Source organism: Sphingobacterium sp. Ag1 (assembly GCF_000988325.1).
Taxonomy (GTDB): Bacteria; Bacteroidota; Bacteroidia; order Sphingobacteriales; family Sphingobacteriaceae; genus Sphingobacterium.
In genome coordinates, this window is the sequence record NZ_LBGU01000036.1 from 36,200 (window position 1) to 56,874 (window position 20,675).

The following is a 20,675-nucleotide window of genomic DNA, read 5'->3' on the forward strand; positions in this document are numbered from 1 at the left end:
AACGATTCCTCGACGTGTGCGTTTCGATGTAAGCCAACCAAACTAAAAACAGTTTTTTAATGAAGATTATCGATCATATCCAGAATGCCAAAGGAAAAACATTGTTTTCTTTTGAGCTATTGCCACCGGCGAAAGGGCAGGGCATCCAAAGTATTTTTAAAACCATGGATGAACTGATGGAGTTTAAACCTCCTTTTATCGACGTCACCTACCATCGGGAAGATTATATCTATAAAGAGCATGCGAGTGGATTACTGGAACGTGTTTCCTATCGTAAACGTCCTGGGACAGTGGCGATATGTGCTGCAATCATGAATAAATATAAAGTGGATGCGGTGCCACATTTGATATGTGGGGGTTTTACAAAAGAGGAAACTGAAAATGCATTGATCGATTTGAACTTCCTGGGGATAGATAACGTTTTGGTGTTGCGGGGTGATGCACGTAAGGGCGATGCCGATTTTATACCAACCGATGGTGGACATGCTTTTGCAACAGACCTATTGGAACAGGTAACCGATATGAATAAAGGAAAGTATCTGCATGAAGACATTATCACGTCGGAAAAGACCGATTTTTGCATCGGAGTAGCCGGGTATCCCGAAAAGCATTTTGAATCTCCAAATTTCAATACTGATTTTAAATATCTGAAACAAAAAGTCGATATGGGAGCAGAGTTTATTGTGACTCAGATGTTCTTTAATGTTGAAAAATACAAGGAATTTGTAACAAAATGTAGGGACAATGGAATCCATGTGCCCATTATTCCGGGATTAAAACCACTGACAACAAAAAAGCAATTGGTGACCTTGCCAAGAATTTTTCATTTAGATATTCCAGAGGAACTGAGTGACGCTGTCGCGGCATGTAAAACGAATGCCGACGTCAGACAGGTAGGTGAAGAGTGGTTGGTACAACAGTGTCAGGAGCTGATTAAATTTGGCGCTCCGGTATTACATTTTTATACGATGAGTAATCCTGGTCCAACAAAGAAGATTGTTGAAAAACTAGCCTAACTCATAAAATGATAAAAAAGGGAGCAGATAAGCTCCCTTTTTTTATGATAATATTCATTGTGAAAGCCTGAAATAGGTTGAAAGTCTCGGCAGCGTGGTTTAGGTCGATCTCTATATTCAGCGTTGAATAGCCTGTTTATAGTCAGGTACTGGTGTTAAATAGTGTTAATTCGTGTGTCGGAGTCAGGATAACTTTTTAACTTAAAGTGCTAAAAAGGATTTTAACAATAGACCAATTGACCTTATGACGTACAATAGATTAAATTCTCTACTCGGTTTTGCTTGCGGACTAATTGCCACCTGTGTATATATCGCTACAGTTGAAAAGACGGTAAGCTGGTGGGATTGCGGTGAATTTATAGCCTGTGCCTATAAATTGGAGGTGGCACATCAACCGGGAGCACCATTGTTTCTTCTTATTCAGAATATATTTTCTAATCTCGCTTTAGGGAATAAGGGGCAGATCGCCTATTGGATGAATATAGGTTCTGCAGTTTGCAGTGGAATTACTGTTACCTTTTTATTTTGGACAATAACCGCCATTGCTAAAAAGCTACTCAACAAAGACAAACAAGCTCCTTTGTCAACCTACCTGCAGATCTTCGGCGCAGGAGTTGTCGGTGCAATGGCATTTAGTTTCAGCGATTCATTTTGGTATTCGGCGGTAGAATCTGAAGTTTATGCAATGTCTTCCTTATGTACAGCAGTCGTATTTTGGGCAATTTTAAAGTGGGAAGTCCGTGCAGATGAAGACGGTAGCGATCGTTGGCTGGTTTTTATTGCTTTTGTTATGGGGCTTTCGATCGGAGTGCATCTATTAAATCTTTTAGCAATCCCGGCTATCGCGATGGTTGTTTATTTCCGAAGAGCGCGACAGGTTAATGCGAAAGGGACAATAAAAGCTTTCCTCGTCGGAGTGCTGATCTTGGGGGCCGTTTTGTGGGGAATTATTCAATGGTTAGTCGGTCTAGCGGCTAAAGTGGATCTCGTATTTGTGAACTCATTGGGAATGGGATTTGGTACCGGAATTTTTTTCTCGTGCCTATTATTGGGGGGATTGATAATTTACGGTCTATATTATTCCTATAAAAAGCAGAAATATACACTCAATACAGCCTTGCTGGTTCTTTGTTTTGTTTTATTTGGATACAGTTCCTACACCATGGTCATGATCCGTGGGAAAGCAAATCCATCCTTGAACAATAATGCGCCGGATAATGTATTTTCTTTTTTAGGATATTTGAGCCGTGAACAATATATACGGGAACCGTTACTCAAAGGACCTTATTATGACTCGCAAGTGGTTGGCGTCGATAGTAAGACGAGCTATCGGAAAGATAAGTCGGAGTATGTTCCCTTCACACAGGTAGACAAATATCAATTTGATAAGGAAACCTTTTTCCCGCGTATCTATAGCCAAGATGGAAGCCATCAAGCTTATTACAGAAGTTACCTCAATTTGAAAGAAGGGCAACAGCCAACGTTTTCCGATAATTTTAAGTTCTTTTTTAATTTTCAACTGGGAGATATGTATACCCGATATTTCTTATGGAATTTTGTGGGTAGACAGAATGACAGGCAAGGATATGGGACCTATAGTGACGGCAACTGGTTGTCGGGGATCAGACCATTGGATAATTGGCGTTTAGGGGGACAAGATAAAATATCTCGATCGCAGGAGCATGACCCGAGCCGGAACACTTATTTTTTTCTTCCATTGCTACTCGGAATAGCTGGTGCGATCTGGTTGTACCGAAACAATAAACCTTATACCTTGGTACTGACCTTGCTGTTTGTGTTTACGGGGGTAGCGATCGTAGTTTATCTCAACCAAACTCCTATGCAACCCCGGGAACGAGATTATGCTTACGTGGGGTCTTTCTATGCTTTTGCGATCTGGATTGGGCTGGGAGTAATAGCATTTGTTCGGTTTTTCAACCGTTTTGTACAAACACGTTATGCTTTAGCGACAGGTATTTCTTTTGCGCTGTTGGGAGGCCCTATTATTTTGGCTCATCAAAACTGGGATGATCATAATCGGTCCGAGAAATCGTTGGCAAGGGATATGGCACGCAATTATTTGGAATCCTGTGCTCCAAATGCTATTCTATTTACCTATGGCGATCATGATACATTTCCTGTATGGTATTTGCAAGAAGTAGAGGGCGTACGTCCGGATGTTCGGGTTGTCGTGTTAAGCTATCTCACAGGCGATTGGTATATGCAACAGGCCAAACAACCCACGTATCAAGCGGCAGGGCTCCCCGTGACGATTCCCGCTGAAAAGACGAAAAAAGGCGTTCGTGATTATATCCCTTTCGTAGATAGACAACTTGACAATGCGGTAGATATACAGCAGTTATTGCAGTTTGTCACATCGGATGATGCGGAGTATAAAGTTCAGCTGAATTCCGGTGATATGGAAAACTATTTCCCTTCCAAGAAAGTCCAATTGCGCATTGATAAAGACGAGGTGGTTAAGAAAAATGCGGTTCCGGCGTATTTTCAGGGAGCTATAGTTTCTGCAATGGAATGGGAAATTCCGAATGATCATCTGACCAGGTCGGATTTAACCCTGTTATCCGTGCTTGAAAATAATCATTGGGACAGACCGATATATTTTTCGAATATGCTGCCAAGTGATATTAAGTTGGGACTGGATAAATACCTGGTCAATGAGGGCTTTACTTCTCGATTGATGCCTGTCACTGCTACAGATCGATCGACAGGAAAACGAAGTGAGCAGGGTGGGCTAGTTAATATGGAGGCGTTATATAGCAATATTATGCATACGTATCATTGGGGTAATGTTAAAAATGCACAATACTTGGATACAGATTCGTTCCGCTTTGCAAGCATGTACGCCCGTGATATATTTGGAAAAGCTGCCCGAATGCTTTTAGCCAATGGCCAGGTCAAACAAGCTGGGGAGGTGGCAAAAAAAGCATACGATCAATTGCCCGATCGCGTATATGCGATGTCGGACGCCATCAATTATGCCGATATTATCGATAGTCTGTATCGCTCGGGGCAACCTCAGCTGGCCAACAGGATGATGGACCGGAACCTTGATTATGTCGCTGAAAATATGGAATACCTACATCAATTGGTAATGGATAAGAAAAACCTGAGCTTTGAGTGGAATGATATTCAGACCGGCTTGGACTCTGTAGACCGGTATAAGGCTATTTTATTGGAAGCAAAGGATACCAAACGATTGGCACGTGTTGAGCAGTTGAGACAGCAATATCAAAATTGGTACGACGTAGAATAATTTTGATGATGAACTGAACCAAATTACCAGGCACGCCTAATGGAGGATTGGATTAACGTATTTGAGATAAGAAACCAGATGAGGCCTCTTCTAAAATATTGGAAGAGGCCTCGATACATATAGGATAGGGAATGAGCCGAGTTATTAAAATTTCATACCGACTCCAAAGCCGAGCAGGAAGGGGTTTATGTCAACTTTTGCCGGTATGGATAGGTTGGGGGCGAGGTTTGATGCATCCACATTGACATCGGTCTTTAAAAGAATATACTTAGCATCTAAATTCACGAAATATTTTTCAGATAGCTTAAAATCAATTCCCAGTTGAGTCGCAAAGCCGAAAGCATTATCATATTTTACATTTTTAACCGTTTGCCCCGCATTGACGCTATAGAATATGGTGTAATTTATTCCCGCTCCTACATAGGGTTTAATGGCACCGTCGGGGAGGAAGTGATATTGCGCTGTCAGTGTGGGAGGGAGGAGCCATACACTCCCAAGATCCACATTGCTGGATGGACTGCCACCAATGGCAGTTAAATTCGAACCTGTTGTATTAACTTTATGTTTTGTAGTCCCAAGGATCAATTCCGCCGCAATGTTTTTTGTGAAGAAATAGGTGAAGTCAAGTTCAGGGATAAATTTCGTATTGATGTCGACGTCTCCGCCTATGGTATTAATATTGGCCGATTCGTTTGGCATGACTGTCACACCTCTGAGTCTCATTTGCCAGCGTTGATTAGGGATTGTTTGTGCCTGTAAACTTAGTGCGCCTAGGGTAAGTGTTAGTGCAATTAAAAGTAGCTTTTTCATATCATTAAGGGTATTTTGTTTGCTGTAAAACTATTGCTAAAATCAGGGCAAAAGAGTGACGATAATCAGGTTGAAAAATGAATGATACGATGTTTTTCCTATTGCAGATGATGTACCTTTATAAATTACTGTTGTAAAAAATAGGAAAGTATGGGTAGGTGTAAATCCGCTGTAATAGTTTTTCAAGCCACATTGGGATAATAGGCCTATTACACGCATTTGTCTCGCCTGAGGACGAGCAAACGTTATGAAAGTATGTCATTCGCGCAACTGCGGATTGTGCACCAGAATAACTGCTAGGAGAGTTGGGGGCAAGGGGGGGACTGGAGTCTCGTTTAGCAGGGTTAATGGGGATACAAATCCGGCATGTCAATGCATATTGAATGGAATAGGAATGCTTCTAAAATAGAACAGGTCGGATTTATTCCGACCTGTTCTATTTTAGAAGTTACGGTTTTACGCGTTTTTCTTCACTTCCTTACCCCAGGAGTCTTTTAATGTAACCGTACGGTTAAAGACTAGATGGTCTGGCGTTGACTGTGTGTCTAATGTAAAATAACCCAATCGTATAAATTGATATCCCTTTCCAGGCGTAGCGTTAGCCAGATCCGGTTCAATGTAAGCACGTTGGATAATATGTAAACTTTCAGGGTTGATCGATGCTTTAAAATCTTCTGCAGCGGCAGGATTTTCATCATTGAACAATCTGTCGTACAACCTTACTTCGGCTTCTTTCGCATGTGGAACCGAGATCCAATGGATTGTTCCTTTAACTTTTAATCCTGAAGTATCTTCTCCTGATTTTGAGTTTGGAACATAGGTACAATGAACTTCCGTCACGTTTCCGTTTTCATCTTTCACAAAATCATGACAGGTAACGATGTAAGCATGTTTCAAACGTACGGAAAGCCCAGGGCCCAAGCGGAAGAATTTTTTTGGTGCATCTTCCATAAAATCATCGCGCTCTATCCAGAGCTCTTTTGAAAATGGAATGGAGCGTGAACCTTCACCGCCTTCAACTTCAGGGTTATTCTCACCAATAAGATCCTCTACCTGACCATCAGGATAGTTTGTGATCACCAATTTGATTGGATCAAGGACAGCCATTCTGCGCCATGCCGTTTTGTTGAGATCCTCACGGATACAGAATTCCAAAAGACTGACATCGATCATGTTTTCACGTTTTTGAACACCGATTTTTTCACAGAAGTTGCGGATACTCGCCGGTGTATACCCCCTTCTGCGCAATCCTGAGATCGTAGGCATGCGCGGGTCGTCCCAGCTTTCAACAAACTTATCATTGACCAGTTGCAGTAATTTACGCTTACTCATGACAGTATAGGTCATATTCAAACGTGCAAATTCGTATTGTTTGGAGGGGAAAATCTCCAATTTATCTATACACCAATCATAAAGTGGACGATGTGGAATAAATTCCAATGTACAGATGGAGTGTGTAATTTTCTCAATGGAGTCTGATTGGCCATGTGCAAAATCATACATCGGATAGATACACCATTGATTCCCCGTTCTGTGGTGGTGAGCGTGCTTGATGCGGTATAACAAAGGGTCGCGCAAGTGCATATTTGGGCTAGCCAAATCAATCTTTGCCCGGAGTACTTTTTCGCCATCTTGGTATTTACCGGCGCGCATAGCTGCGAATAAGGTCAAATTTTCTTCAATAGACCTGTCGCGATATGGTGTCGGAACACCGGGTTCTGTTGGGGTACCTTTTGCTGCTGCAATTTCTTCAGCAGTGCTGTCGTCCACATAAGCTAGACCTTTTTTTATTAGCTCAACGGCATAACGATATAGTGTCTCAAAATAATCTGAAGTATATAATTCCTCTGCCCACTGGAATCCAAGCCATTGAATATCTTTCTTGATGCTTTCAACATACTCGGTATCCTCAGTGACAGGGTTAGTGTCATCAAAACGTAGATTAGTCTTGCCATTATACTGCTGTGCTAATCCAAAATTCAAGCAGATGGATTTGGCGTGACCAATGTGGAGGTAACCATTTGGCTCAGGAGGAAAACGTGTCAATACACGTCCGCCATGCTTTCCTGTTCGAAGATCCTCTTCGACAATTTCCTCGATAAAATTTAATGATTTTTCTTCACTCATAATACAAAGTTAATTATTCGTAGCGAGATATTAGCTAGGAGATCGTAGATATTCGCCTTAGTATGAGTGATTGAATGTGCTGGCTGTATCGGTAAGAATGGGAAGACGTAATAAGGTTTGGACCCACAATAAAAAAGGGACGAAATTTCGTCCCTTTTTACCGATTTTTATTACTACGCTATTTATAAGCGAAGACTTCACCTAGCTCGTCATTATTGGTAAACGTACAGTGTTGATCGATCAATTCTCCAGTGCCGATATTGATAATCATGCCGTGTACGGCAAGATCATCACGCTCTTTCCATGCATTTTGAATGATTGACGTCGCGCACAGATTGAAAACTTGCTCTTGTACATTGAGCTCGATTAAACGGTCTACTTTTTTATCATGCTCTTGGATCGCATCAATCTCTGCACTGTGTAAGCGATATACATCTTTGATATGACCCAACCAGTTGTCAATAATACCGTACTGCTTGCGGCTTAAAGAGGCTGCTACACCACCACAGCCATAGTGACCTGCGATAATGACATGTTTTACTTTCAAAACATTGACCGCATAGTCTAAGACGGAAAGCATACTCATATCGGAGTGAATGACCATGTTGGCAATATTACGATGAACGAATACCTCTCCAGGCTTTGTACCTGTCAATTCATTTGCAGGTACTCGGCTATCGGCACAACCGATCCAAAGAATTTCTGGATTTTGACCTTTAGAAAGCTGTTGGAACCGCCCTGTAGCATCATTCTTTACAAACTCCATCCACTCTTTATTTCCCTTAATGATATTGTCAAATCCTATTTTTAAATCTTTATTTTCCATATTCTTCTTATTTCACTCTTGCCCGAAGGCATCGTTTCAATTTTATTATAATAATACAAATGTCTAAATTCATTGTTTACTTCAAACAACTTATTTTTATTGAATAGCTGTTCTTGCTATTCAATAACCGTCTCCCCCCCCATTTCAATCCAGCTTGCTAGCCGACCAATGGAAGGGAATGGCTTACGAGATACGTCAAAGACCCGTATCCTATGAAGGTTTCTTATAGACCACCTGCAAAAGTTCGATGTCTTTGCCTTTACTTCTGGCATTCTGTTCAAAATCTTTGATGACTTCGATGACATCCTTGTCTATAAATTTACTGAATGTCCCATCGATTCGGATCTTACTGATCGATTTTGGTAAGCTGTACAATTTTTGTTGGATAGGAACCTTGTTCAAAAATGATACTTCCTCCGCTAATGTAATGACAGCCTTATCTTCTTCATTGTCTTTTTCAATATTATATTTAAAAGCATTTTTCATATTGGCTCTTAAGATATAGAATGTCGCCACGACAATACCTATCCCTACACCCATAAGGAGATCGGTAAACACAATCGCTACAATGGTGACAAAAAATGGGATAAATTGATCTAAGCCTTTTTTGTACATTGAGGTGAATAGACTTGGTTTAGCCAATTTATACCCTGTATGGAGAAGGATGGCCGCCAGACAGGCCAAAGGAATCATGTTCAGCATTGTTGGGATAGCGAGCATAGCGACCAATAGCCATATACCATGCATGATGGCAGATTGCCTTGTTTTTCCGCCTGCATTGACGTTTGCTGATGAGCGTACAATGACGGATGTCAAAGGCAGACCGCCCAGAAGTCCACTGGTCATATTTCCGATGCCTTGTGCAACAAGTTCGCGGTTGGTTGGCGTATTTCTTTTGTAGGGGTCTATTTTATCAACAGCCTCGATGCTCAATAAAGTCTCTAAACTTGCAATAATTGCAATCGTAAATGCAGCTATCCACACATCTTTGTTGACAATCTGTGTAAAGTCCGGGAGGGTAAATAATCCTGTGAATTCAGCAAAAGAACCGACAATAGGGACTAGTACAAATTGCTTGTCATGCAACTGGAATGCTGAGCCGTTGAAAAGATAAGCTAAACTTACGCCTAGCATCACGACAACCAATGGGGCTGGCACCTTGTTGAGCTTTGGAATAGATGGCCAAAAGATTAGGATCGCCAATGACAAGGCGCAAATGATCAATGCGCCAAAGTTGATCGCAGAGGCTATCGTGTCAAAATAGGCACCGATACCATGACCATTGTCCATTTCGAAGGCATGTGTTTCCACTAAGCCCAATGCCAAAGGAATCTGCTTCATGATAATTGTGATGCCGATCGCAGCAAGCATACCTACAATGACCGCTGAAGGGAAATAGTTTCCGATCATCCCTGCTTTTAATATACCGAGAATAACTTGTACTACACCGGCAATCACGACGGCAAGTAGAAAGGTTTCATATGCCCCTAGGCTCTGAATAGCACCTAAGACAATAACTGTAAGACCAGCAGCTGGCCCACTTACACTGAGTGGTGATTTACTGATTGAAGCGACAACGATTCCACCAATTACACCAGTCAATAATCCTGCAAACAATGGCGCACCAGAGGCCATTGCAATTCCCAAACATAATGGAAGTGCCACCAAAAACACCACAACACTAGCAGGGAAGTCATATTTTAAGTCTCTTTTCGATAGTTTCAGAAAAGCCGACGTACGAGTTCCAAACATAAAATTTGTGTTTATCTGTAAAAAATTTTCATCAGGCGACCTTTAACTGGCGTTGTATCATGTATACCGTTTGGCGTTCAACAGCATGAACAAAGCGTTAGTGCCGAACCAAATCAACGATAACATCAACAGAGCCAAAGCCGATTACTTCAGAAAAATCAAAGATTACCGCACATACATTACCTTTAGCATGCGGGTTGACGGGATACATCCCTAGGGATGCCTTTATGAATAGTTAGGAGGCGGTGTTGGAACCGTAGGATGGAAAGCTAAAATGCTTTTCTCATTTTTAAGATAATTCTTCTGTTTTCCTTGGTTCTCAACGAGAATGGTTTCAAATACAATAGGTTCTTCTGTTTTTGTATTGAAAAATTTTGAGGCAGTTTCAAGTGTATCATTACTTGCGCCGTTATTGTTTTCGATTTCCAGTTGTAAAACGACCTGTAAGATGGTACTTTGATCTAAGCTGTTTGAAAAAATAGGCGAAATAGAGATGGCCATCTTTGTGAAAAAGATGATAGCACAAAGGAATGCTGCCACAAATCTAAACTGCTTATTTAACATTTTTTATTACCTTTAATCTTACTGTTTACATCGTAAAAATAGTAATTCTATGTTAAATTCAAATTAATAGTGCACTAAAAATAAAATTTGGCACGAAATTGTGACGAAGAGATTATTTTTTGAAAAGTTTTCAATTTTTATTGATTTATAAATATTAAGCCTTTTGTATGGCAAATAAAGAACAATTTATAGAGAAGGTTCAGGCTTCCTATAATCCCAAAGGAGCGTTTATCTATCTGGGAGCGGGAATGCTTAATGGCGAAATTCTGGCAGAGGCAAAAGTGAATTTAGCCTTGAAAATGATGAACCGTCACGGACTTATTGCAGGGGCTACCGGAACCGGTAAAACACGTACGCTACAATTGATCGCTGAACAATTGTCGGATGCCTCTGTACCAGTATTTATGCTGGATGTTAAAGGTGACCTATCGGGCCTAGCAGTGCCAGGGGTGACCAACCAAGCCCTTATTGATCGGGGAAATGCCGTGGGGGTGCCGTTTGAGCCATCGTCGTTTCCGGTAGAACTGTATTCACTGTCCGGCAATAAGGGGATTCCGATGCGGATTACCGTAGAAGATTTTGGCCCCGTCTTGTTGGGCCGGATACTCGAACTTAATGAAACACAGACCGGCGTATTGGCTGCGATGTTCAAATATGCACAGGATCACCAAATGCCGTTGATTGATTTCTCAGATACGAAGAAACTGCTTACTTATCTTTCTGAAGGACCCGGCAGCGAAGAAATCAAAGGTGATTATGGTAAGATTAGTTCGGCAAGCTCGGGAACCATCCTGCGTAAGATCGTCGCATTGGAACAGCAGGGGCTAGCGCATATCTTTGGTGAGAAAGAATTTGATATTAACGATCTGTTTCAGAAGGTGGATGGTAGGGGTGTGATTAGCCTATTGAATATTTCTGACGTGCAAGATCAGCCGGTGCTTTATTCTACATTCTTATTGAGCTTATTGGCACAGCTATTTAAAAATATGCCTGAGGTGGGTGACTTGGACAAACCCAAGTTGGTCTTCTTCTTTGATGAAGCCCATCTGCTGTTCAATGGGGCTCCTAAAGCCTTTTTGACTCAAGTGGATCAAATCATTCGCCTTATCCGTTCGAAGGGGATCGGCGTTTTCTTTTGTACACAGTCTCCAACCGATGTACCTGAATCTGTATTGGCCCAGCTGGGTAACCGTGTGCAACATGCATTGCGTGCTTTTACACCCAACGATGCTGAAAATTTAAAGAAGACTGTAAAAACCTATCCTAAATCCGATTTTTATGAAATTGATCAGGTCCTGACTTCTTTGGGTACTGGACAGGCATTAATCACAGTATTGAATGATAAGGGTATTCCTACAGAGGTTGTCGCTACACATTTGGTGCCGGCGCGTGCAGTTATGGGACCTGCAGATGATGCAACGGTTAGCCAAATTATCAATCAGTCTGATTTGCGGGCAAAATATCAGGAGCGACAAGAAAATCGCTCTGCCGCGGAAATCATAGACGAAAGAATGCAGGCTGCAGCACAGGAAGAACAACGCGCGGCCCAGGAAAAAGAAGCGGAAAAAGCAAGTCGGCCAAGCTCCAGAAGACAGACACCTCTAGAAGCTGCGCAACGAACGGCAACAACGACCTTAGCAAGAGAGGGAGTTAAGTTTTTGGGCAAACTAGCGACGGGTTTATTAAACGCATTCTTAAAAAAGAAATAATACTAATTTTTGGATTCTTTTCGTTTCAATACTATACCTTTGAAGGTGGAGCCGAACTTAGCTAAATTTGCTTTTGAGGGCAAATTTAGCTAAGTTTGCGGACGAAAAGAAAATTCTATTAACGCAATTAAATATGAGTAAACCAACCCTTTTGATTTTGGCAGCAGGAATGGCTAGCCGGTATGGTTCTTTAAAACAAGTAGATGGTTTTGGCCCACACGGCGAGACAATTATTGACTATTCAATTTACGATGCTATTCGCGCAGGATTTGGAAAAGTTGTATTCATTATCCGGGAAGAATTTCTGGAAAAAATGAAAACAGTATTTGATGAAAAATTGAAAGGTAAAATAGAAGTAGATTACGCTTTTCAAGATTTTGACTTAACAAAATTCGGTGTTAATCACGTTATCGAAAGAACAAAACCTTGGGGTACTGCCCATGCGGTGATGAGTGCTAAAGATAAAGTGCATGAACCATTTTGTGTAATCAATGCAGACGATTTCTACGGATCGGATTCTTTTCAGAAAATGGCCGAGTTCTTAACAACCGAGGTTTCTGATCAACAAATGTCGTTGATGGGCTTCCAGGTTGGAAATACCATGTCCGATTATGGCTACGTTTCACGCGGAGTATGTGAGGTTACCCCTTCTGGACATATGGAAAGTGTAACTGAACGTACAAATATATACTACAAAGGCGAAGGCGACGATCGCAAAATCGTTTATGAGGAAAATGGGGTGGAGACAGATCTAGACCCTAAAACCCGTGTTTCGATGAACTTCTGGGGTTTTACACCAAAGATTTTCGAAGTAGCTCAGGCGATGTTCCCTGCATTTGTTGAGGAAAATAAGGAAAATTTAAAAGCAGAATTTTTCATTCCTTCTGTACCGGATTATATGGTGAAGCATAAGTTGGCTGATTTTAAGGTAATCCCAACTTCTTCGAAATGGTTTGGCGTAACTTATAAAGAAGATAAACCTATCGTACAAGAATCAATTTCAAAATTGGTGGCTGATGGAGTATATCCAGAAAAGTTATTTTAAGAGCTAAAAGAAATAGCTTATCTTTCACCTGTATTGTCAAGCAATACAGGTTTTTTTTTGACCTGTGCGCTAGATTAATTGAGCGGAAATAAATCTTTGATGAAAAAAATTCTTAAAGTGTTTGGTTATCTTATTTTAGGATTGTTGTCTTTTTGTGTGCTCTATATTGTTGCTGAATACAGTTTGTCAAGAATTTCGGCTCCAAGGAAAATTACAGACGAAGAGAAGACGATTCAGGTTTTTGTTCAGTCCAATGGTGTTCATACCGATATCGTATTGCCTGTCGTTAACGAAGAGATGGATTGGTCGCAACTATTTCCTTATGGGAATACGGTGGGGAAACATAGCGGATATCGGTATGTCGGTATCGGTTGGGGGGATAAAGGATTCTATTTGGATACACCAGAATGGAAGGATCTTAAAGCATCGACAGCCTTTGTGGCTGCCTTTGGATTAGGGGAGTCTGCCATTCATGTGACCTACTACAATTCGGTTCAGCAAGATGAATTATGTTTTGCTTATCAGATCAGTAAATCCCAATACCGTGATCTGATAAAATATATAGAAGATTCGTTGGATCGAAATCAAGCGGAAGCTATTTTGGTGAAAACAGATGCGCAGTATGGTGACTCAGACGCCTTTTACGAAGCAAAAGGAGCCTATAGTATGTTTTATTCGTGCAATACCTGGACCAATAATGCCTTAAAGAGAGCGGCGATGCCAGCAGGTATATGGGCTACTTTGGACAAAGGAATCTTAAGTCACTATAAGGATAAGAAGTAGCTGGAAAATGCATAAGCGTATTGCGGTGAAGGTTAAACGAGATAGTGAAAGTAATAGGCATAAAAAAAGCTCCGGGAATAATCCTGGAGCTTTTTTTATGAGGAGGAGTGATTATTTCACTTCTTCGTAATCTACGTCAGTTACATCATCACCACCTTGGTTTCCACCTTGAGCTTGACCTGCATCACCTTGAGGTTGTTGTGCACCACCTTGCGAAGCAGCATACATTTCTTCAGAAGCAGCATTCCAAGCATTTTGCAATTCTTCAGAAGCAGCGTCGATATCAGCAAAGTTTTTCGCTTCGTAAGCAGCTTTTAATTTTGTTAAGCCAGCTTCAATTGGCGCTTTTTTATCTGCTGAAATTTTATCGCCATATTCTTTCAATTGTTTTTCAGTTGAGAAGATTAAAGCGTCAGCTGCATTTACTTTGTCAGCTTCTTCTTTTATTTTTTTGTCAGCATCAGCATTTGCTTCAGCTTCTTCTTTCATGCGTTTGATTTCGTCGTCAGACAAACCTGAAGATGCTTCAATGCGGATATTTTGTTCTTTTCCAGTAGCTTTATCTTTTGCAGATACTTTGATGATACCATTGGCATCAATATCAAAAGTAACTTCGATTTGAGGAACGCCACGAGGAGCTGGTGGAATATCGTTCAAATGGAAACGGCCGATTGTACGGTTTTGGTTTGCCATAGGACGCTCTCCTTGTAAGATGTGAATTTCTACAGATGGCTGATTGTCTGAAGCAGTAGAGAACGTTTCCGATTTTTTAGTTGGAATTGTTGTATTTGCTTCGATCAATTTAGTCATCACACCACCCATTGTTTCAATACCCAATGAAAGTGGAGTAACATCCAATAATAAAACGTCTTTTACTTCACCTGTCAAAACACCACCTTGGATAGCAGCACCTAAAGCAACAACTTCATCTGGGTTTACACCTTTAGAAGGCTCTTTTCCGAAGAATGCTTTTACAGCATCAACGATTGCAGGGATACGCGTAGAACCACCTACTAAGATAATTTCGTCAATATCAGATTTGCTGAAACCAGCATTTTTCAATGCAGACTCACAAGGAGCAATTGTTCTCTTGATCAAGTCAGCTGCCAAAGCCTCAAATTTAGCACGTGATAATGAACGAACTAAGTGTTTTGGACCAGTTGCATCTGCAGTGATATACGGCAAGTTGATTTCTGTAGAAGTCGCGCTTGATAATTCGATTTTCGCTTTCTCAGCAGCTTCTTTTAAGCGTTGCAATGCCATTGGATCTTTTTTCAAGTCAAAGCCATTGTTTTCACTTTTGAATTCTTCATTCAACCAGTTGATGATTACGTTATCAAAGTCATCACCACCTAAGTGTGTGTCACCGTCAGTAGATTTAACTTCAAATACACCGTCACCTAATTCCAATACCGAAACGTCATGTGTACCACCACCACAGTCAAACACAACAATTTTCATGTCTTTGTGTGCTTTGTCCAAACCGTAAGCTAAAGCTGCTGCTGTAGGTTCGTTAATGATACGTTTTACAGATAAACCAGCGATTTCACCAGCTTCTTTTGTTGCTTGACGTTGCGCGTCGTTGAAATATGCAGGAACTGTAATAACAGCTTCAGTTACTTCTTGACCTAAGAAATCCTCAGCGGTTTTCTTCATTTTTTGAAGAATCATAGCAGAGATCTCTTGTGGTGTATATTTGCGGTCGTCAATTTCTACACGCGGTGTATTGTTGTCACCTTTAACGATTTTATAAGGTACGTGTTCAGCTTCTTTTACAGCTTCATCGTATGAAAGTCCCATAAAACGTTTGATGGAATAAATAGTTTTATGTGGGTTAGTAATTGCTTGACGCTTTGCTGGGTCCCCAACTTTGCGCTCGCCACCTTCTACGAAAGCTACGATCGAAGGAGTTGTACGTTTACCTTCGTTGTTCGTAATTACTACAGGCTCGTTACCTTCCATTACGGCAACACATGAGTTTGTAGTACCTAAGTCAATTCCTATAATTTTAGACATATCTTGTGTTTTAATTTTTTACTTAAATAAATTCTATCAGTCTATTATCAACCCTTATGCCAATCCAAAAGTTTTGTAAAAAAAACACTATTTGTCATCAATTTGTCCTTAGGTACTGCCAAACTGACATTTTCAATACACCAGTTGCTCTAATATCCTTTTTTTAGCTGACTCGTTTTGGCGATTGCGTGGCATATATCTGCCAAAGATTTCTGAGAATTCAGCAAGTTTCATTTTTTTTGATTTTTTATCCCGCCAATCAGAAGGAACAAGTTTATTGGTATAGGCGATATTTGTAGCCCAATATTGAATATGCATTTCAGGGATGACAAGGCCCAATATCATGCCCGGGAGACCATGGCTTAATGCTGGTCCCGCCGATACTGGAATCTCTTCCGAATAGTAAGCGATCAGATAGAGTGAGTCTTTGGTAGCACCATTGACTCTGCGGCAGTTTACTCCGGCAATGTTTCGGAATTCCTCCGTGAAACGCCAGGTAATGCTGTCCAAAGTTTCCGAAAGAATGTATTTTTCGTCGATGTCAAGCTGAATGTCTGCTGTGCCGTTTTTCAGATCCTGGTAGAGGACTTTGCCGTTCTTGTTGGCACCACCTCTAAATTGCCCCCTTTGGTTTCCTCCGATTCGGACCGCAGCCTGAGATCTGCCCCCTCTGCCTGCGCCCGAAGTTATCGTAGGTGCGGCCATTTTGACTTCACCACGTTGCTTTTCGCTAACTACGCTTTCCTCAGGCATCAACACGGTAGAATTCTCATCAAAGTAGAAGTTTAATTTTTCCGTATGTGAATCCGGCATCTTGTCGAGATATTCCATCATGCCCATCCCTCTGTCCATTCCTTTCGAGCTCATGTCGTTGGATAGCTGCCGCATGCGTGCTTTTGTGTACGTGACTTTGTCAAAACTGATCGTACCTCTACTTCCAAAATAGGCATATTGTGCCTGAAGCGATAAACCACGCAGGCAGCAGATGATGACGGTTAGATATATTTTTTTAATCATTTCCTTTCCCTAGATATTTGTTGAAATCCCATTTTACACCGACCAAAAAATATTGTGTCAATACCTGTTGAACGGACTCTGAATAGTTGGTGTCACTCGCATTACGACGTGTGTTGTTAAATGTATTGAACAGGTCAAAGGCCTTTAAGCTGAGTGTCATACTCTCATCTTTCAGTACTTTTTTCTCTAATTCAATATTGGTATAAAATTGATTGATTGATTTTTTATAAAGTTTCGTAGGTCCTGTATAGCTATAGTAAATGTTTGCCATGACATTAAACTTCTTCGGTAAAAAGTATTTGATGTACGCCGAAGTCCCGCCTTGAAAACTTGTTGCGTTGTATTGGGTGTTGATCGAGTTTTGCTGTACATTAAAACCAGCGTTCGCCGAAAGATCAAAGTCGAATCCTTCTGAGTCCTGCTCATTTAAGCTAGAACCTAAACTAAAGTTGGTATTCTTTGCATTATTCAGCAGAAACTCGCCGCCGGACTGTCCGCCTTCAAATTTGGTATAGCTATAGCTGTTGTTAAACCTGACGTTTGCACTCTTGTTAAAATTGATGCGACGATTGGCCAATGGCTGCATATGATTGATGTTCAAGCCGCCATTCCAGTTGGATTTACCCGATAGGTTTTCATAAGAACTGATTTGAGCCGAGTTGTCTAGTATGGTTGTTTTGTTGACAATAGGATTATTAACAAATGACAAGTTCCCGTTGATATTGATATTCGTTCCTTTCAATAAACTGAACGCGTTATAATTGGCCGAAATGTTATTGTTCACCGCGCGTTTTAGGTCGGGATTACCGACTTGTTGAAACAACGGATTGGTCTGAGGTTGCAGTGGTTGTAACTGATCAAACGATGGAATGATATTCGAACTTTGATAAGCTAAACGTATATTTTTGCTATTTGAAAGGCGATAATTGGCATCAACATTTAAATTGTTATCCCAGAAATTCCGGGCAAGATCAATTGATCTATAACTATCATTTAACTGTTGATTCTTGTAGAACGTACGGTTGGAAAAATTGATCTCCAACTTTTCTTTGCGATAGGAAAAGTGCACATTCACACCTTGATTGGTATTATTGTCGATCTGGTTTTGAGAATATAGTGAATCAAACTTTTGTGTAATATTGTTTATTGAATTTTGGGTATTTGTACTCTTCGAATGATTGAAGCTGTAGCCTAAAGCCAGATTGATATAGTCACTGATACGGTTGTTGAAATTGATCGAAGAGTTGAAGTCATTGCCTTTATTCCGGCCATGTCGCGTTTGGTTGATAATTGTACTATCCCCGGTTTTGTAAAAATAAGTCCGTGAATTGACTTTACTCTCTGAATCCGACTCTTTGTGATTATTGCCGACCATCACATTTAAAGAACGCCCCGCTTTTAATCGTTTTCTATAATTTAGGCGAAAATTATTGTTGGAACTTGAGGAGTTCGATTGATTGTTCTCCCTAAAGTCACTGATTGGGTTGCCCGATTCATCGCCCGTTTTGCTGTCTGTGTAAGTTAGATTAGCGTTGGTAGCCCAATTGGCATTGGATTGGAGTTCCATATTTTGCGTGGAATCCAGTCGCATGTTAAGGTTTGACCTGAAACCATTACTTCGGCTATGTCTCTCGCTATCGTTTTTACTGTTTTTTTCCTGAATGGATTTATCAGGAAGCACATTTTTATTGTAAGTCTCCGAGTGGTTCTTGTTGCTGTTGTTGTCATACCCATAGTTGGCGTTTACTTTTAAGGCCTTTTTGAAGAACTGATTTTCATAGTTTGCTCCAAGATTTGTATTCAGTGGTTCGCCCGTAATCTGGTTGTTCATCCGTAAAGAACCTTCACGGCCACTTGAACTCCCCATGTTATTGTGACTGCCCGTAATCCCAATTCGCTCGGTCTTATTGAATTTGGCAGCGAACAGATTTCCAGCATACAATCCTTTGGATCCCGCCAATGCCTCCATATTTCCAAAGATTCCCTTTCGTGCTTTCTCCTTAAGTACTACGTTAACGGTTTGGATCCTTACGCCATCATCGATACCTGATAACTCGGCTTCCTCGGATTTCTTTTCATAGAGCTGGACCTTATCGACAGCATCTGCACGTACATTTCGAATGGCTATTTTGGGGTCGTAACCAAAAAACTCCTCCCCATCGATAAACACCTTCTGTACAGATTTCCCTTGGGCAGTGATACTTCCGTCTCCCGTAACCGTAAAACCGGGGAGACGACGTAGTAAATCCTCTAACTTCGCATTCTTTTCCGTGGCAAAACTCGCCGCATCATATTCGATGGTGTCGCCTTTCAGTGTAATTGGAAGACGACGCGTAACAATCACCTCCTGCAAAACATTTCTTTGGGAATTTATTTTGATATCATGCAAGTCGAGATCTTTATCTGCAATTTGGATCGTATCACTGTAGAGTTCAAACTTGGGGTATGTGGCTAAAATAATATAGCTTCCGGGCTTTATATTTTTTACCTGAAACTTTCCCTCTTCATTGGCTCTGTTAAAATAACGAAGGACTGAGTCGCGGTTCAATAAAATAATTGAGGCATTGGTCAGAGGTTTGTCATCCGCCTTGTCCAGAATCCTCCCCTTGATGTTTATTTGGGCGTAGGCACTATTGAAGATGACAAATAGTAAAAGTATTAATTGAACTAATCTTTTCATGTACGGGTTGTATCTTTCAAATATAATTTACTTAATCGTTAATAAATGTAAAACATCTCTTCTGAATGTAAAATCTTTGGTATATAAGGTAGAGGAAATCACATTTTTCTTGCTGTACATGTACTTTTTGAGCATCCTATTTTTTATTGCATTCAATACAGATTGTTGGCGGAAGGTTGTTTGAGAAAGTTGGAAGTAAAATTTACCTTTGCACAAAATTGGTATTATGACGTTTGAAAATTACTTACAACAATTCGAAGATATCTTAAATCATCCTGAGAATCACCCGACCTATCAAGATGATGAATATTATCAGTACACGAAAATGAACTGGACAAGAATGGGCCGTTGGTTAAAACGCTTCGAACCAACATCGACTTTTGAACAATTTGTTGAGTCAATTACTGAAAAGCAACAATGGATCATTATTACTGAACCTTGGTGCGGGGATGCGGCGCATTCGGTGCCTATGTTGGCGAAGATGGCCTCAAAAAATCCCAATATCACGGTGGATATCCAACTGCGTGATAGTGCTCCGTTTCTGATCGATTCTTATCTAACAAACGGAGGTAAATCTATTCCAATTCTGGTGATACGTAACGAACAGGGGCAGGATTTGGCTGTCTGGGGCCCAAGACCTCAAGCCTGCCAGGAGCTGTTTTTGCATATGAAAGCGCAAGGGGCAGATTTCTCCGAAATCAAAGAGGAGATTCAAAAGTGGTACAATGCCGATAAAGGAACCGAAATCCAAAAGGAAATCCAGGCACTGCTCGAAAAATAAGAAAATTACATCCTTATAATAGACTGGCAATTTTTAAGTTTAACCGGATCATCATCTCAGGAATAGACCTGGTCTTTCCTGAGCATGGTTTGAAAAACTGCTGTTAAACCCGGAGCTATTTAAACCTATTTCCGGGTAAGATAAGTATACGATATTCGGAGATTAGTCGGAGCTTGTTCGGTGCTTCCTCGGTACTTGTTCGGTACTTCTTCGGTTGCAAGCGAAGAAGTACCGCTGAAGCTACGTTTTATGTCCGTCGCTAATCCCTGTAAAGG

The 20,675-nt window shown here is 40.9% G+C and carries 15 protein-coding genes; 7 read left to right on the forward strand and 8 right to left on the reverse strand.

All coding sequences use genetic code 11. The annotated features are described in order from the left end of the window. The first annotated feature begins 59 nt into the window (after positions 1-59). Together AAW12_RS10835 and AAW12_RS10840 are read left to right on the forward strand one after the other, a co-directional pair. A complete protein-coding gene (locus AAW12_RS10835; RefSeq protein ID WP_046673648.1) occupies positions 60-1,016 on the forward strand; it encodes a methylenetetrahydrofolate reductase in 957 nt (318 codons plus the stop codon). A gap of 244 nt (positions 1,017-1,260) precedes the next feature. Further along, positions 1,261-4,290 (forward strand): DUF2723 domain-containing protein, encoded by a 3,030-nt coding sequence (locus tag AAW12_RS10840; protein WP_046673649.1) that lies wholly within the window; start codon positions 1,261-1,263, stop codon positions 4,288-4,290. Positions 4,291-4,434: 144 nt separating this feature from the next. Here the strand turns inward: AAW12_RS10840 and AAW12_RS10845 are convergent, their stop codons facing one another. From AAW12_RS10845 to AAW12_RS10860, 4 genes are all read right to left on the reverse strand, one after another. After that, positions 4,435-5,100 carry an OmpW/AlkL family protein gene (locus tag AAW12_RS10845; RefSeq protein ID WP_046673650.1) on the reverse strand — a complete coding sequence of 222 codons (666 nt, stop codon included), beginning with the start codon at positions 5,098-5,100 and terminating at the stop codon, positions 4,435-4,437. A gap of 456 nt (positions 5,101-5,556) precedes the next feature. Further along, positions 5,557-7,227, reverse strand: a complete 1,671-nt coding sequence (locus tag AAW12_RS10850; protein ID WP_197084017.1) for a glutamine--tRNA ligase/YqeY domain fusion protein — start codon at positions 7,225-7,227, stop codon at positions 5,557-5,559. A 178-nt stretch (positions 7,228-7,405) separates the two neighbouring features. Beyond that, positions 7,406-8,053, reverse strand: a complete 648-nt coding sequence (locus tag AAW12_RS10855) for a carbonic anhydrase (RefSeq protein ID WP_046673652.1) — start codon at positions 8,051-8,053, stop codon at positions 7,406-7,408. Between the two features lie 210 nt (positions 8,054-8,263). Then, positions 8,264-9,805: a SulP family inorganic anion transporter gene (locus AAW12_RS10860; protein ID WP_046673653.1), complete on the reverse strand. Its 1,542-nt coding sequence runs from the start codon at positions 9,803-9,805 to the stop codon at positions 8,264-8,266. Positions 9,806-9,890: 85 nt separating this feature from the next. Here AAW12_RS10860 and AAW12_RS26730 point away from each other — a divergent pair, with 85 nt between their 5' ends. Continuing rightward, complete coding sequence (locus AAW12_RS26730) at positions 9,891-10,022, forward strand: hypothetical protein (RefSeq protein ID WP_262506854.1); 132 nt, start codon at positions 9,891-9,893, stop codon at positions 10,020-10,022. An 8-nt stretch (positions 10,023-10,030) separates the two neighbouring features. Here the strand turns inward: AAW12_RS26730 and AAW12_RS10865 are convergent, their stop codons facing one another. Next, positions 10,031-10,369 (reverse strand): hypothetical protein, encoded by a 339-nt coding sequence (locus AAW12_RS10865; protein ID WP_053003623.1) that lies wholly within the window; start codon positions 10,367-10,369, stop codon positions 10,031-10,033. Positions 10,370-10,536: 167 nt separating this feature from the next. Between AAW12_RS10865 and AAW12_RS10870 the strand changes: the two genes are divergently transcribed. The 3 genes from AAW12_RS10870 to AAW12_RS10880 all read left to right on the forward strand — a co-directional run bounded on the left by AAW12_RS10870 (position 10,537) and on the right by AAW12_RS10880 (position 13,906). Continuing rightward, a complete protein-coding gene (locus tag AAW12_RS10870; RefSeq protein WP_046673654.1) occupies positions 10,537-12,078 on the forward strand; it encodes a helicase HerA-like domain-containing protein in 1,542 nt (513 codons plus the stop codon). A gap of 133 nt (positions 12,079-12,211) precedes the next feature. After that, a complete protein-coding gene (locus AAW12_RS10875; protein ID WP_046673742.1) occupies positions 12,212-13,123 on the forward strand; it encodes a sugar phosphate nucleotidyltransferase in 912 nt (303 codons plus the stop codon). 99 nt (positions 13,124-13,222) lie between these two features. Then, positions 13,223-13,906: a TIGR02117 family protein gene (locus AAW12_RS10880; protein WP_046673655.1), complete on the forward strand. Its 684-nt coding sequence runs from the start codon at positions 13,223-13,225 to the stop codon at positions 13,904-13,906. A 111-nt stretch (positions 13,907-14,017) separates the two neighbouring features. Here the strand turns inward: AAW12_RS10880 and dnaK are convergent, their stop codons facing one another. From dnaK to AAW12_RS10895, 3 genes are all read right to left on the reverse strand, one after another. After that, a complete protein-coding gene (dnaK, locus tag AAW12_RS10885; RefSeq protein ID WP_046673656.1) occupies positions 14,018-15,922 on the reverse strand; it encodes a molecular chaperone DnaK in 1,905 nt (634 codons plus the stop codon). Positions 15,923-16,054: 132 nt separating this feature from the next. After that, positions 16,055-16,939 (reverse strand): GLPGLI family protein, encoded by an 885-nt coding sequence (locus tag AAW12_RS25440; RefSeq protein ID WP_053003624.1) that lies wholly within the window; start codon positions 16,937-16,939, stop codon positions 16,055-16,057. Next, positions 16,932-19,619, reverse strand: a complete 2,688-nt coding sequence (locus AAW12_RS10895) for a TonB-dependent receptor (RefSeq protein ID WP_046673657.1) — start codon at positions 19,617-19,619, stop codon at positions 16,932-16,934. The genes AAW12_RS25440 and AAW12_RS10895 overlap by 8 nt, the downstream gene beginning before the upstream one ends. 226 nt (positions 19,620-19,845) lie before the next feature. Between AAW12_RS10895 and AAW12_RS10900 the strand changes: the two genes are divergently transcribed. Further along, positions 19,846-20,400 (forward strand): thioredoxin family protein, encoded by a 555-nt coding sequence (locus AAW12_RS10900; protein WP_046673658.1) that lies wholly within the window; start codon positions 19,846-19,848, stop codon positions 20,398-20,400. Positions 20,401-20,675 lie beyond the last annotated feature (275 nt).